General features: G+C 61.2%; 13 protein-coding genes. 9 read left to right on the top strand and 4 right to left on the bottom strand.

Annotation, left to right across the window (positions count from 1 at the left end; genetic code table 11):
• Nucleotides 1-73: 73 nt before the first annotated feature.
• Nucleotides 74-310 (top strand): DUF1127 domain-containing protein, encoded by a 237-nt coding sequence (locus HX821_RS04480; RefSeq protein WP_023659297.1) that lies wholly within the window; start codon nt 74-76, stop codon nt 308-310.
• A gap of 1 nt (nt 311) precedes the next feature.
• On the opposite strand, the gene HX821_RS04475 is transcribed toward HX821_RS04480, so the two are convergent.
• A complete protein-coding gene (locus HX821_RS04475; RefSeq protein ID WP_177035337.1) occupies nt 312-1,604 on the bottom strand; it encodes an FAD-binding oxidoreductase in 1,293 nt (430 codons plus the stop codon).
• Nucleotides 1,605-1,719: 115 nt separating this feature from the next.
• Here HX821_RS04475 and HX821_RS04470 point away from each other — a divergent pair, with 115 nt between their 5' ends.
• Complete coding sequence (locus HX821_RS04470) at nt 1,720-2,073, top strand: YkgJ family cysteine cluster protein (protein ID WP_003208747.1); 354 nt, start codon at nt 1,720-1,722, stop codon at nt 2,071-2,073.
• Nucleotides 2,074-2,196: 123 nt separating this feature from the next.
• On the opposite strand, the gene HX821_RS04465 is transcribed toward HX821_RS04470, so the two are convergent.
• Nucleotides 2,197-2,685 (bottom strand): Lrp/AsnC ligand binding domain-containing protein, encoded by a 489-nt coding sequence (locus HX821_RS04465; RefSeq protein WP_003206849.1) that lies wholly within the window; start codon nt 2,683-2,685, stop codon nt 2,197-2,199.
• Nucleotides 2,686-2,841: 156 nt separating this feature from the next.
• Between HX821_RS04465 and dadA the strand changes: the two genes are divergently transcribed.
• The 6 genes from dadA (at nt 2,842) to HX821_RS04435 (ending at nt 8,947) form a co-directional block, all read left to right on the top strand.
• Nucleotides 2,842-4,143 (top strand): D-amino acid dehydrogenase, encoded by a 1,302-nt coding sequence (dadA, locus tag HX821_RS04460; RefSeq protein WP_177035336.1) that lies wholly within the window; start codon nt 2,842-2,844, stop codon nt 4,141-4,143.
• A complete protein-coding gene (locus tag HX821_RS04455; RefSeq protein WP_003208752.1) occupies nt 4,115-4,468 on the top strand; it encodes a RidA family protein in 354 nt (117 codons plus the stop codon). The genes dadA and HX821_RS04455 overlap by 29 nt, the downstream gene beginning before the upstream one ends.
• 80 nt (nt 4,469-4,548) lie before the next feature.
• On the top strand, nt 4,549-5,625 hold the full coding sequence (gene alr, locus HX821_RS04450) for an alanine racemase (RefSeq protein WP_102370158.1): 1,077 nt from the start codon (nt 4,549-4,551) through the stop codon (nt 5,623-5,625).
• A 116-nt stretch (nt 5,626-5,741) separates the two neighbouring features.
• The gene (locus HX821_RS04445; protein WP_003208755.1) at nt 5,742-6,290 is read left to right on the top strand and encodes a cupin domain-containing protein; all 549 of its coding nucleotides are present in this window, start codon (nt 5,742-5,744) and stop codon (nt 6,288-6,290) included.
• 182 nt (nt 6,291-6,472) lie between these two features.
• Complete coding sequence (locus HX821_RS04440; protein WP_003208757.1) at nt 6,473-6,889, top strand: cytochrome c5 family protein; 417 nt, start codon at nt 6,473-6,475, stop codon at nt 6,887-6,889.
• 135 nt (nt 6,890-7,024) lie between these two features.
• Nucleotides 7,025-8,947: an acetyl-CoA hydrolase/transferase family protein gene (locus HX821_RS04435; RefSeq protein WP_177035335.1), complete on the top strand. Its 1,923-nt coding sequence runs from the start codon at nt 7,025-7,027 to the stop codon at nt 8,945-8,947.
• Between the two features lie 130 nt (nt 8,948-9,077).
• On the opposite strand, the gene HX821_RS04430 is transcribed toward HX821_RS04435, so the two are convergent.
• Nucleotides 9,078-9,650: a xanthine phosphoribosyltransferase gene (locus HX821_RS04430; protein WP_008439415.1), complete on the bottom strand. Its 573-nt coding sequence runs from the start codon at nt 9,648-9,650 to the stop codon at nt 9,078-9,080.
• 57 nt (nt 9,651-9,707) lie between these two features.
• Nucleotides 9,708-11,717, bottom strand: a complete 2,010-nt coding sequence (gene rep, locus HX821_RS04425) for a DNA helicase Rep (RefSeq protein ID WP_008439414.1) — start codon at nt 11,715-11,717, stop codon at nt 9,708-9,710.
• Between the two features lie 267 nt (nt 11,718-11,984).
• Here rep and HX821_RS04420 point away from each other — a divergent pair, with 267 nt between their 5' ends.
• Nucleotides 11,985-13,655, top strand: coding sequence for a bifunctional diguanylate cyclase/phosphodiesterase (locus HX821_RS04420; RefSeq protein WP_008439412.1), 1,671 nt, complete (start codon nt 11,985-11,987; stop codon nt 13,653-13,655).
• Nucleotide 13,656 lies beyond the last annotated feature (1 nt).

The following is a 13,656-nucleotide window of genomic DNA, read 5'->3' as shown; positions in this document are numbered from 1 at the left end:
TTGAATCTGTCATGGTTTTACGCGCCGGCTCATCCTACGTACTCATGGCAACACGTTAATGAGGGGCAGGAAAATGAGCGGTATGAGCGATGTACGGTTGGCGTTACACAGTCAGGAACTGGAAGCCGGGCAGGAGCGGCGCATGGCGGCGCGTACCAAGGCCCCCACACTCAGTTCATGGGCGTTGTTCTGGCACCGCATGCATACGCGCAAAACCTTGCTGGAGCTGACCCCCGAGCAACTGCGAGACGTGGGCCTGAGTGCCGAGCAGGCGCGCCGGGAAGGCTTGAAGCCCTTCTGGCGCGGCTGATTCAGACCAGTTCTTTCAATCGGTGCCAGAGCATTCCCAGCGCCAGCAGCGGCGAGCGCAAATGCTTGCCGCCCGGGAAAGTGATGTGCGGCACCTTGGCAAACAGATCAAAGCGCCCGCTTTGCTGGCCGCTGATGGCTTCGCCCAACAGTTTGCCTGCCAGGTGGGTGGCGTTGAGGCCATGGCCGGCATAGGCCTGGGCGAAATACACATTGGGCTGGTCGGCCAGTCGGCCAATCTGCGGCAGGCGGTTGGCGCCAATGCCGATCATCCCGCCCCACTGGTAGTCGATTTTCACGTTGGCCAGTTGTGGGAACACCTGCAGCATTTTCGGACGCATATAGGCACCGATGTCCTTCGGATCCCGTCCGGAGTAATGGCAGGCACCGCCGAACAGCAAGCGTCGGTCGGCTGACAGCCGGAAGTAATCCACCGTCACCCGCTGGTCACACACCGCCATGTTTTGCGGCAGCAACTCGGCTGCCTGGGCTTCGCTCAAGGGCTCGGTGGCGATGATGTAGCTGCCGGCGGGCAGCACCTTGCCGCTCAGATGCGGGTTCAGGCCGTTCAAATAAGCATTGCAGCCCAGCACCAGGGTCTTGGCGCGCACATTGCCCTGGGCGGTGTGTACGTTGACCTCCGGGCCGTAATCGATCCGCACCGCCTCGGAATGCTCGAACAACTGGACGCCCAACTGCTGTGCAGCGGCTGCCTCGCCGAGGGCCAGGTTCAGCGGGTGCAGGTGGCCGGAGCCCATGTCGATCATGCCGCCAACATAGCGGTTGGAACCGATCACGCTGCGCATTTCGCCCGCTTGCAGCAGGCGCACTTCGTGGCGATAACCGAGGCTTCGCAGCTCTTCGGCGTCGGCGGCCAGGTGTTCCAGGTCGCGGGGTTTGTTGGCCAGGTCGCAGTAGCCCCAGGTCAGGTCGCAGGCGATCTGCGAACGTTCGACCCGCTGCCGTACGATTTCCACGGCTTCCAGGCCCATCAGTTTCATCTGGCGCACGCCCTCGGCGCCGATGACGTTGGTGAACTGATCCAGGCCATGACCGACGCCACGAATCAGTTGCCCGCCATTGCGCCCGCTGGCGCCCCAGGCAATCTTGCGGGCTTCCAGCAGGACCACGCTGAAACCCCGTTCGGCCAGTTCCAGGGCGGTGTTGAGCCCCGAAAAGCCGCCGCCGACCACGCACACATCGGCCACGATTTCACCTGTCAGCACCGGATAATCAGGCTGCGGGAAACTGCTGGCGGCGTAGTAGGAATTGGCGTGCCGGGCGCTGGCGGTCATGGGGAGCATCCCTGTTTGGAAAATTTGACGCAGGATACAGCGGTCGGGCGAAGCTGTCTCACCGGGGGCTTTTAGGGCAGAATCCACGCCTATTCGCCGTTCGGTCCCTGTGTCGATGAGTTGCAACAGTCAGAAAGTCAACGCGCTGCGCCGGCAGATTCCCTCGTTCGAGTGTGTCCCGGGTTGCCACGACTGCTGTGGGCCGGTGACCACGTCCCCCGAGGAAATGTCGCGCCTGCCGCGCAAGACCGCTGCCGAGCAGGAAGCGGCGATGGACGAACTCAACTGCGTTCACCTCGGCCCCAATGGCTGCACCGTGTACGACGAGCGCCCGCTGATTTGCCGCTTGTTCGGCACCACGCCGACCTTGCCATGCCCCAACGACCGCCGCCCGGTGGAGTTGATCCACCCACGGGTGGAAAAGCAGATTCATGCGTACATGGCGTCGACGCGTCAGGTATTGGTCTAGCGGATGTCCCCGATCAACTAGTGCGGGCTTGCTCGCGAATGCGGTGGATCAGTCAATACAACAGGTGACTGACACTCCGCATTCGCGAGCAAGCCCGCTCCCACATTGGCCTGTGGTGCTGTCTTAATCCGGGATCGGCAGGTTCAGGCTCTCTTTCACCTCTTCCATCACGATATAGCTCTTGGACTCCCGTACGTGGGGCAGCTTGAGCAGGATATCGCCGAGCAACTTGCGGTACGACGCCATCTCCGAAATGCGCGCCTTCACCAGATAGTCGAAATCCCCCGACACCAGGTGGCACTCCAGCACGTGGGGCAGTTTCAGCACGGCGCGTCGGAATTCTTCAAAGGTGTCGCCGGACTTGTAGTCGAGGCTGATCTCGACAAACACCAGCAGGCTGCCCTTCAAATGCTGCGGGTTGAGCCGGGCGTTGTAGCCCATGATGATCCCTTCGCGCTCCAGGCGCCGGACCCGCTCGGTGCAGGGCGTGGTCGATAGCCCGACCTTTTCCCCCAGCTCCGTAAACGAAATTCGCCCGTCGGCCTGCAGGATGCGCAGGATGTTGCGGTCGATCTTGTCCAGCTCCCGCTTGGTCTGAGTGTTGGTCCGCATAGGGGATGCTCCTCCGTGAAAAGGGTTTTTGCCGAGAATTGTCGCCAAATATAGGCAGTTATATAGTGAAATGCACTGGTGATTGCTTTTTATACTGCCCACATCTTTGTGCTGAACAACAAACGTCAGCGGTCAAGCCGTGATGAGGGAATAAAAATGCGCGTTCTGGTCTTGGGTAGCGGTGTCATTGGCGTGGCCAGTGCCTACTATTTGGCACGAGCTGGTTTTGAAGTGGTCGTGGTCGACCGTCAGCCGGCTGTGGCCATGGAGACCAGTTTCGCCAACGCCGGGCAGATCTCGCCGGGCTACGCCTCGCCATGGGCTGCGCCGGGTGTGCCGCTCAAGGCCATCAAATGGTTGCTGGAGCGCCATGCGCCCCTGGCGATCAAGGCCACCGCCGATATCGACCAGTACCTGTGGATGGCGCAGATGCTGCGCAACTGCACCGCCAGCCGTTATGCGGTGAACAAGGAGCGTATGGTGCGCCTGTCCGAATACAGCCGCGATTGCATCGACGAGCTGCGTGCCGAGACCGGCATCGCCTACGAAGGGCGCACTTTGGGGACTACCCAACTGTTCCGTACGCAGGCTCAGCTGGACGGTGCTGCCAAGGACATCGCGGTATTGAAAGAGTCCGGTGTGCCTTACGAGCTGCTGGACCGCGCCGGGATTGCCCGCGTCGAGCCGGCCCTGGCGAGCGTCACCGATATTCTTGCCGGTGCCCTGCGCCTGCCGAACGACCAAACCGGCGACTGTCAGATGTTTACCACCCGCCTTGCCGACATGTGCAAGCAACTGGGTGTCGAATTCCGCTTCGAGCAAGATATCCAGCGCCTGGACTACGCCGGTGACCGGATCAACGGCGTGTGGATCGACGGCAAGCTGGAAACTGCCGACCGCTACGTGCTGGCCCTCGGCAGCTACTCGCCGAAATTGCTCAAGCCGCTGGGAATCAAGGCGCCGGTGTACCCGCTCAAGGGTTACTCGATGACCGTGCCGATCACCAACCCGGCGATGGCCCCGACCTCGACCATTCTCGATGAGACCTACAAGGTCGCGATCACCCGTTTCGACAACCGTATTCGCGTCGGTGGCATGGCTGAGATAGCCGGTTTTGACCTGTCGCTGAACCCGCGTCGGCGGGAAACTCTGGAGATGATCGTCAACGACCTTTATCCTCAGGGCGGTGATTTGAGCCAGGCCAGTTTCTGGACCGGCCTGCGCCCGACCACGCCAGACGGCACGCCGATCGTGGGTGCTACCCCGTTCAAAAACCTGTTTCTGAACACCGGCCACGGCACCCTCGGTTGGACCATGGCCTGTGGCTCTGGTCGTTTGCTGGCCGACCTGATGGCGAAGAAAACCCCGCAAATCAGTGCCGAAGGCCTCGATATTTCCCGTTATGGCAACTACCAGGAGTCTGCAAAACATGTCAATCCAGCGCCAGCTCACCAATGAGCGCATGAGCCAGATCGTTGTTCACAGCGGTACCGTGTATCTGGCAGGGCAGGTCGGCGACGACATGAGTGCCGGGATTGAACAGCAGACCCGCGAAACCCTCGTCAATATTGAGCGTTTGCTGGACCTGGCCGGTACCGACAAGACCAAGCTGCTGTCGGTGACCATCTACCTGAAAGACATTGACGCCGATTTCGCCGGGATGAACGCGGTATGGGACAAGTGGCTGCCAAAAGGCGTCGCGCCGGCCCGTGCCACGGTTGAAGCGAAACTCTGCGAACCGGAAATCCTGGTGGAGCTGTCGGTTGTGGCCGCTCTGCCGTAAGCAAAAAATCCTCTCCCGGTGCCTGCGTTGTCAGCGGGTACCGGTTTTTTCTTCCCACCGCCGCCTAGAAGCCTGCCGCCATGCGTCCTGCCCGTGCCCTGATCGACCTCCAAGCCCTGCGCCATAACTACCAACTGGCCCGTGAAGTCACGGGTGGGGCCAAGGCCCTCGCCGTGATCAAGGCCGATGCCTACGGCCACGGTGCCGTGCGTGTTGCCCAGGCGCTGGAAGCCGAGGCGGACGGGTTTGCCGTGGCCTGCATCGAGGAAGCGCTGGAGCTGCGGGCCGCCGGGATTCGCGGGCCGGTGCTGTTGCTCGAAGGTTTTTTCGAAGCCGACGAGCTGCCGCTGATCATCGAACATGATTTCTGGTGCGTGGTGCATTCGCTGTGGCAGCTGGACGCGATTGAACAGGCGCAACTCAGCAAGCCGCTGACCGTCTGGCTCAAGCTAGATTCGGGCATGCACCGTGTTGGCTTGCACCCCAAGGATTATCACGACGCTTACCAGCGCCTGCTGGCCAGCGGCAAAGTCGCGAAGATCGTGCTGATGAGCCACTTCGCCCGCGCCGATGAGCTGGACAGCACCAGCAGCGAAGAGCAAGTTGCGGTGTTTGAAGCGGCGCGCCAGGGCTTGTCGGCCCAGGTCAGCCTGCGCAACTCGCCGTCGGTGCTGGGCTGGCCGAACGTTTCCAGTGACTGGGTACGCCCGGGCATCATGCTCTACGGCGCCACGCCGTTTGGCGAAGACCAGGCCATCGCCGCGCGTTTGCAGCCGGTGATGACCCTCGAATCGAAAGTCATCTGCGTACGTGAACTGCCGGCCGGCGAACCTGTGGGCTACGGCGCCAGGTTCATTACCCCGAAACCGATGCGCATCGGGGTAGTTGCCATGGGCTACGCCGACGGCTACCCGCGCCACGCACCCACCGGCACCCCGGTGCTGGTGGCCGGCCAGCGCAGCCAGTTGCTGGGCCGTGTGTCGATGGACATGCTGTGTGTCGACCTGACCGACGTGCCCCAGGCCGGGCTCGGTTCCACCGTCGAATTGTGGGGCAAAAACATCCTCGCCAGTGACGTTGCCACCGCCGCCGACACCATTCCGTACCAGATCTTCTGCAACCTGCGCCGAGTGCCACGGCTCTATTCCGGCGCTTGAGCGGCACCCACGAATGGCAGATCCCGGGATTTAGGCCAAAGTGTTGTAAATACTGAACGCTGTCGCCATGATAACGCTCAATTACAACAACGCCTGAATCCTAGGAGGCTCCTGCATTGGACGTCGGCGAACGACTGCAATCCATCCGTAAACTGAAAGGTCTTTCCCAGCGTGAGCTAGCCAAGCGCGCGGGCGTCACCAACAGCACCATTTCGATGATCGAAAAAAACAGTGTCAGCCCCTCCATCAGCTCCTTGCGCAAGGTGCTGGGCGGCATTCCCATGTCGATGGTGGAGTTCTTTTCCGAGGAGATCCTCCAGGAAAAACCGACCCAGATCGTCTATAAAGCCAATGAGCTGATCGATATCTCCGACGGCGCCGTCACCATGAAACTGGTGGGCCGCGCGCATCCGAGCCGGGCGATTGCGTTCCTCAACGAGATCTACCCGCCAGGTGCTGATACCGGCGAAGAGATGCTCACCCACGAGGGCGAGGAAACCGGGATCCTGGTGGAAGGTCGCCTGGAACTGGTGGTCGGCCTTGAAACTTTTGTGCTCGAAGCCGGCGATAGCTACTACTTTGAAAGCACCAAGCCGCACCGTTTTCGCAATCCGTTCGAAGTGCCGGCGCGACTAATCAGCGCAGCCACACCCGCGAACTTTTAAGAAAAGAGGCGTCCTGCCTATGTCGCAGAGACGCCCGTAGCAGCATTCTGTCTTGCTGAATCTCCCCTTGGTTAATAGGGTTGTTTCGGCGGGGCGGGCTAACCGTTATACTTTCGCCGCCTGCGAAACCGTGGCCGCAGGCGTGAATAGCCACCATTGAGGGTGAACGCGTGAACCTAATTATGAAAATGCTGGCTGCACCAGCAACCGTACTGGCCCTATGGGCTGTCAGCGCTCAAGCTGCGACCAATGATGAAATTGCCAAGCGCCTGGAGCCTGTAGGCCAGGTGTGCGTCCAGGGGCAAGAGTGCAAGGGGATGGAAGTGGCAGTGGCTGCGGGCGGCGGCGGCGGTGCGAAATCGCCGGATGACGTAATCGCCAAGCACTGCAACGCTTGCCACGGTACCGGCCTGTTGGGCGCACCGAAAATCGGTGACACCGCCGCCTGGAAAGACCGCGCGGACCATCAGGGTGGCCTCGATGGCCTGCTGGCCAAGGCCATTACCGGTCTGAACGCCATGCCGCCAAAAGGCACCTGCGCCGATTGCTCGGATGCCGAGCTTAAAGGCGCGATCGAGAAGATGTCGGGTCTGAAATAAACCGATCTTCGCCAAAAGAGCCGCTGACCAGCGGCTTTTTTGTGCCCGCGATTTGCCTTTTGAGGCTGTTCTTTGCAGCAAAGACCCGGCAAGCTCGGTCCAACCCCAATTCATGGAATGTTCGGGAGAAGTCGGATGGTGCAGTTGTGTTCAATCGAGCAAGCAGTCGACGACGTACTGGCACGGCTGCCGGCGCATATTCACATGGGCATGCCCCTGGGCCTGGGCAAACCCAACCTGTTCGTCAACGCGCTGTACCGGCGTATCGCCAAGCTGCCGGACCGGGCGCTGACCATCTACACAGCCCTGGCCCTGGGTCGCCCTACCTTGGGCGATGGTTTGCAGAAGCGCTTTCTCGAGCCCTTTATCGAACGGGTCTTCGGTGACTATCCCGAGCTGGACTTCCTCGCCGCACTGCGCAAGGACAGCCTGCCGTCGAACATTCACGTGCAGCAGTTCTTCATGCAGCCCGGCAGTTTGCTCCACAGCCTTTCGGCGCAGCAGGATTACGTCAGCAGCAACTACAGCCACGCTGCCCGTGATATCAATGCCGCCGGCCTGAACCTCGTCGCGCAACTGGTGGCCAGCAGCGCTGAACATCCGGATCGCCTGAGCCTGAGCTGCAACCCCGACATCACCCTCGACCTGTTGCCGATGATCGCCAAGCGCCGCGAGGCCGGTGAAACCATCCTGGTGGTGGGCCAGGTTCACAGTGATTTGCCCTACATGCCCGGCGACGCCGAGCTGGGCATGGATGAGTTCGACTTCCTGATCGACGAGAAGGACAGCACCACGCTGTTCTCCACCCCGAACATGCCGGTGGGTTTCCAGGATCACTTTATCGGTTTGCACGCCAGCACCCTGGTGCGCGACGGCGGCACCTTGCAGATCGGCATCGGCTCCATGGGCGATGCACTGACTGCGGCCTTGCTGGCGCGCCAGGCCGATAACGAGGCGTATCGCCTGTTGCTCACCGACCTGGATGTGTACCAATGGGCACCGCTGATCAGCCACGAAGGCGGCGTCGCGCCGTTTGCCCGTGGGCTGTACGGTTGCAGCGAAATGTTCGTCAATGGCCTGCTGGTGCTGGCCGATGCCGGGATTGTGCGGCGCAAGGTATACCCGGACGTCGCGACCCAGGAGCGGGCCAACGCCGGCACCCTGGACGAAGCGGCACAGACCGACGGCATCTCGGTGCATGGCGGCTTCTTCCTCGGGCCTCGTAGCTTTTACGAGCGTTTGCGGGACTTGCCACAGAGCAAGCGCCTGGAATTCAACATGACCCGCATCAGCTACATCAACGAGCTGTACGGCCAGGAAGAACTCAAGCGTTTGCAGCGCCTGGATGCGCGCTTCATCAACAGCGCGTTTACCGTGACCCTGTTGGGCGCGGGCGTGGCCGACCAGTTGGAAGACGGCCGCGTGCTCAGCGGTGTTGGCGGGCAATACAACTTTGTCGCCCAGGGCCATGCGCTGGAAGGCGCGCGCTCGATCCTGATCCTGCGCAGCTGGCGCGAATCGGGCGGCGAGGTCAGTTCCAATATCGTCTGGGAATACGGGCACTGCACGATTCCGCGGCACCTGCGAGACATCGTCATCACCGAATACGGCATCGCGGATTTACGCGGGCAGACTGATGCCAGGGTGATCGAGGCGCTGCTGAATATCACCGACTCACGGTTCCAGGAAGATTTGATCGAACAGGCGCAGAAGGCCGGGAAGTTGCCGAAGGATTTCCAGCTGGATCCGCGGTTTGCCGACAACACGCTGGAGCGTTTGCAGGGGATTCAGGCGCGGCATCCACGGCTGTTCCCGGAGTATCCGCTGGGCAGTGACTTCACCGATGAAGAGCGGGATTTGTTGCGGGCGTTGAACTGGCTCAAGAGCAAATTCAAGCTGACGGAGATTCTGGAGCTGGGCAAGGCGGCGCTGGATGCACCGGAGCCGGAAGCGTTTCCCGAGCATTTGGTACGGATGCGACTGGATAAGCCGGAGGGGTTGAAGGAGGACTTGTATCAGCGCCTGTTGCTAGCGGGCCTACAAGCTACCGCGCACTAACAAACACAGGAGATCAAATGTGGGAGCGGGCTTGCTCGCGAAAGCGGTGGATCAGTCGACCTATCCGGTGACTGACACACCGCTTTCGCGAGCAAGCCCGCTCCCACATGTTTAACCGTGCCCGCACCGATTACTCGATAAAGGTCACAACCCCACCCGCCAACGACTGCACCCGCGCCAGCGACTCAACCCGGTAACCCTGGGCATCCAGCTCCGCACGGCCACCCTGGAACGACTTCTCGATCACGATCCCCAAACCTGCAACGGTCGCGCCGGCCTGTTTGATGATCGAGATCAGCGCCTGGGACGCCTTACCGTTGGCCAGGAAGTCATCGATGATCAGCACGCGGTCGCTGCTGGTCAGGTGGCGCGGGGAGATCGCCACGGTGCTTTCGGTTTTCTTGGTGAAGGAATACACCGTCGCCGACAGCAGGTTTTCGGTCAGGGTCAGGGACTGTTGCTTGCGGGCGAAAATCACCGGCACGCCGAGGTTCAGGCCGGTCATGATCGCCGGTGCAATGCCCGAGGCTTCGATGGTGACGATCTTGGTAATGCCCGAATCCTTGAACAACGCAGCAAACTCGTCACCGATCAGTTTCATCAGCGCCGGGTCGATCTGGTGGTTCAGAAAGGCGTCGACCTTGAGTACCTGATCGGAAAGCACGATGCCTTCTTCGCGAATTTTCTTGTGCAGTGCTTCCACGAAAGCTTCCTCTGTTGGCGCAACACGCGCCGAAAGTAGATTAAAAAGTAGTCGATTCTAGCGCTTTAACATCGCGCGTATATCCGCCAGGGCGGTGTTGCCGCGAACGGCTTTGACTTCGGTCGGTGTGTCGTCGTTGCCTTCCCAGGCCAGGTCGTCCGGCGGCAGTTCGTCGAGGAACCGGCTGGGGGCACAATCGATGATCTCGCCGTACTGCTTGCGCTTGGCGGCAAAGGTGAAGGCCAGGGTCTGACGCGCGCGGGTAATGCCCACGTAGGCCAGGCGCCGTTCTTCCTCGATGGTGTCGGCTTCGATGCTGGAGCGGTGCGGGAGGATTTCCTCTTCCATGCCCATGATGAACACGTAGGGGAATTCCAGGCCCTTGGACGCATGCAAGGTCATCATCTGCACGCCTTCGGCGCCGTCTTCCTCTTCCTGCTGGCGTTCAAGCATGTCCCGCAGCACCAGCTTGCCGATGGCGTCCTCGACGGTCATCTCGCCTTCTTCGTCCTTCTCCAGGGTATTTTTCAACGCCTCGATCAGGAACCACACGTTGCCCATGCGGTAATCGGCAGCCTTGTCGCTGGAGCTGTTGGTGCGCAGCCAGTTCTCGTAGTCGATGTCCATGACCATGCTGCGCAGGGCGCTGATCGGGTCTTCGCCGGCGCACTGCTCGCGCACCTTGTCCATGAAGCGCTTGAAGCGCGCCAGGCGGTCGGTGAAACGAGTGTCGAGGTGCTCGCCCAGGCCGATTTCGTCGGTGGCGGCGTACATCGAGATCTTGCGTTCGGTGGCGTAGTTGCCGAGCTTTTCCAGGGTAGTCGAACCGATTTCCCGGCGTGGGACGTTGATCACCCGCAGGAAGGCGTTGTCGTCGTCCGGGTTCACGATCAGCCGGAAGTAGGCCATCAGGTCTTTCACTTCCTGGCGTCCGAAAAAGCTGTTGCCGCCCGACAGGCGATACGGAATCTGGTGGTGCTGCAGCTTCAGCTCGATCAGCTTGGCCTGGTAGTTGCCGCGGTACAGGATCGCGAAATCGCTGTAGGGCCGGTCGGTACGCAGGTGCAGGGTGAGCAGTTCGACGGCCACGCGCTCGGCTTCGGCGTCTTCGTTGCGGCAGCGGATCACGCGGATCTCGTCGCCGTGGCCCATCTCGCTCCACAGTTGCTTTTCAAACTCGTGGGGGTTGTTGGAGATCAGCACGTTGGCGCAACGCAGGATGCGGCTGGTGGAGCGGTAGTTCTGCTCCAGCATCACCACTTTCAGGGACGGGTAGTCGTCCTTGAGCAGCATCAGGTTTTCCGGGCGGGCGCCGCGCCAGGCGTAGATCGACTGGTCGTCATCGCCCACCACGGTGAACTGGTTGCGCTTGCCGATCAGCAGCTTCACCAGCAGGTATTGGCTGGCGTTGGTGTCCTGGTATTCGTCCACCAGCAGGTAGCGGACTTTGTTCTGCCACTTTTCGAGGATGTCGGCATGTTCCTGGAACAGCTTCACCGGCAGCAGGATCAGGTCGTCGAAGTCCACCGCGTTGAACGCCTTGAGCGTGCGCTGGTAGTGGGTGTAGACAATGGCGGCAGTCTGCTCCTTGGGGTTGCGCGCAGCTTCCAGGGCTTCGGCGGGCAGGATCAGGTCGTTTTTCCACGAGCCGATCATGTTCTTGATCTCGTCGACGCCGTCGTCGCCCGCGTATTCCTTCTGCATGATGTCGGTCATCAGCGCCTTGACGTCTGTCTCGTCAAAGATCGAGAAGCCCGGCTTGTAGCCCAACCGCACGTGTTCCTTGCGGATGATGTTCAGCCCCAGGTTGTGGAAGGTACACACGGTGAGGCCACGGCCTTCGCCACCCTTGAGCAGGGTGCCGACGCGCTCTTTCATTTCCCGCGCCGCCTTGTTGGTAAAGGTCATGGCGACGATGTACTGGGCACGGATGCCACAGCTCTGGATCAGGTGCGCGATCTTGCGGGTGATCACGCTGGTCTTGCCGGAACCGGCACCGGCGAGCACCAATAGAGGGCCGCCGACGTAGTTCACGGCTTCTTGCTGCCGGGGATTGAGTCGGGACATACGAAATTCAGGAGGTCATTGATCAAAAGGGCGGGCATTTTAACAGGCTGGCAAGATTCTGCTGCCTCTGAACGACAGTGTGACGTACCACTCGATCTAAATTTGCCGGTTTTGTTACTTTGCCGCAGGATGTGCAGGGTATTTAGGACTATTGTTCGGTCTAGAGCTGCACAGTGCGCATTTGATAACCCATATCATTGGTCATTATCGGGGCGCACGTCATAATGCCCGCCGCCAACGAAATTTTGCAGAGTCTAGGGAGCTAGCTTGTCTACGCCTGTCGAACCCTTGCGTTTGCTGCTACTGGCCGATGAGCCAGCGTGGGCAGCGTTATTGCGCGAGTGCCTGGCGCCGATGGGCGACGGAGCTGTGCTGATCAGCGCGCCAAACTGGGAGTCTGTGAGCAACCTGTTCGACGACGATCACAGCGCGGTGCTGTTGACCACGGCCAACCTTCAGCCCGGCCCCGGTCGCTGCAGCTTGCCAACGGTATTGCTGTTGGAAGAGGAACCCCTGGTTTCGCCCCTCGGCGTCAGCGACTGGCTGATCCTGAATGCATTGGATGTCGATACATTGCGCCGTTGCCTGCGGCATGTGCGCGAGCGCGGTGTACTGGAAAACACCCTGCAACGCCTGGCCGAACAGGACCCGCTGACCGGTATCGCCAACCGCCAGGGCTTCCAGACCCTGCTGACCGCCCGCCTGGCGGAAAACGAAGGCCGTGGCGTTGCCCTCGGCCACCTCGACCTGGACAACTTCCGTCACGCCAACGACGCCCTCGGCCACCAGGCCGGCGACCGCCTGATCCTGCAAGTGGTCTCGCGGCTCAAGAGCCAGCTGGAGGCCGGCGATCAACTGGCGCGCCTGGGCAGCGACGAATTTGCCCTGCTGATCGACACCCGCCGTGCGCCCCAGCGCGCCGAATGGATGGCCGAGCGCATCGTCGAAGCCATGGCCGAACCCTATTGGGTCGATGGCGAAAGCCTGCTGATCGGTTGCAGTCTCGGCGTGGCCCATGCCCGCGCCAAGGCCGGCGCCGACCCGTTGATGTGGCACGCCCACATCGCCATGCAGCAAGCCAAAAGCACCCAGGGCTGCACCTTTCATATCTTCAACGAACGCATCAACCGCAATGCCCGCAGCCTCGCCGACCTTGAAAGCGAGCTGCGCCGGGCGTTGCGTCGTGACGAACTGGAGCTGCATTACCAGCCCCGCCTGGACCTCGACGATGGGCATATCGTCGGCCTGGAAGCACTGGTGCGCTGGCGCCACGGTGAGCGCGGCCTGTTGCCGCCGAGCGAGTTCGTGCCGCTGGCCGAGCAGAGCGGCTTGATCGTGCCGCTGGGCTACTGGGTGATTTCCCGGGCCCTGCGCGACATGCAGGACCTGCGCGAACGCGGGATTGCGCCGTTGCACATGGCGGTCAACCTGTCGTTCCGCCAGTTTCAGGACAGCCAACTGCTCAGCACCCTCAGCCGGCTGATTGCCGAGCGCGGCGTGGAAGCCCAGTGGCTGGAATTTGAGCTGACGGAAACCGCCGTGATGCGCCGCAGCGACCTGGTCAAGCAGACCATGGATGCGCTGGGCCGCCTGGGTGTGCGCTTTTCCCTGGATGATTTTGGCACCGGCTTTTCGTCGTTCGTGCACCTCAACAGCCTGCCGATTGCCTTGCTGAAGATCGACAAGAGCTTTGTCGGCGGCATGGAAGAGCGCGAAGAGAATCGCAAGCTGGTGCACGCGATGATCAACCTGGCTCATAACCTGAACCTGGAAGTGGTCGCCGAGGGCGTGGAAACCGCCGAGCAACTGGCGTTGCTGCGGTTGTTCGGCTGCGATCAGGCCCAGGGTTACCTGATCAGCAAGCCGTTGCCGTTGGCGGAACTGGTGGACTACCTGACGTTTGGTGACAGCCAGGAACTGGTGGGCGGCGTGATCTGAC

Origin of the sequence: Pseudomonas sp. B6001 (genome assembly GCF_013386015.1) — a bacterium.
GTDB lineage: Bacteria > Pseudomonadota > Gammaproteobacteria > Pseudomonadales > Pseudomonadaceae > Aquipseudomonas.
The sequence above is the reverse complement of the archived record's forward strand: the minus strand, read 5'-3'. Positions and strand labels throughout refer to the sequence as shown.

Excerpts from the sequence above, each read along its gene's own strand:
- HX821_RS04480 (WP_023659297.1), top strand. The coding sequence starts at position 74 with ATGAGCGGTATGAGCGATGTACGGTTGGCGTTACACAGTCAGGAACTG.
- HX821_RS04475 (WP_177035337.1), bottom strand. The coding sequence starts at position 1,604 with ATGACCGCCAGCGCCCGGCACGCCAATTCCTACTACGCCGCCAGCAGT.
- HX821_RS04470 (WP_003208747.1), top strand. The coding sequence starts at position 1,720 with ATGAGTTGCAACAGTCAGAAAGTCAACGCGCTGCGCCGGCAGATTCCC.
- HX821_RS04465 (WP_003206849.1), bottom strand. The coding sequence starts at position 2,685 with ATGCGGACCAACACTCAGACCAAGCGGGAGCTGGACAAGATCGACCGC.
- dadA (WP_177035336.1), top strand. The coding sequence starts at position 2,842 with ATGCGCGTTCTGGTCTTGGGTAGCGGTGTCATTGGCGTGGCCAGTGCC.
- HX821_RS04455 (WP_003208752.1), top strand. The coding sequence starts at position 4,115 with ATGTCAATCCAGCGCCAGCTCACCAATGAGCGCATGAGCCAGATCGTT.
- alr (WP_102370158.1), top strand. The coding sequence starts at position 4,549 with ATGCGTCCTGCCCGTGCCCTGATCGACCTCCAAGCCCTGCGCCATAAC.
- HX821_RS04440 (WP_003208757.1), top strand. The coding sequence starts at position 6,473 with ATGAAAATGCTGGCTGCACCAGCAACCGTACTGGCCCTATGGGCTGTC.
- HX821_RS04435 (WP_177035335.1), top strand. The coding sequence starts at position 7,025 with ATGGTGCAGTTGTGTTCAATCGAGCAAGCAGTCGACGACGTACTGGCA.
- rep (WP_008439414.1), bottom strand. The coding sequence starts at position 11,717 with ATGTCCCGACTCAATCCCCGGCAGCAAGAAGCCGTGAACTACGTCGGC.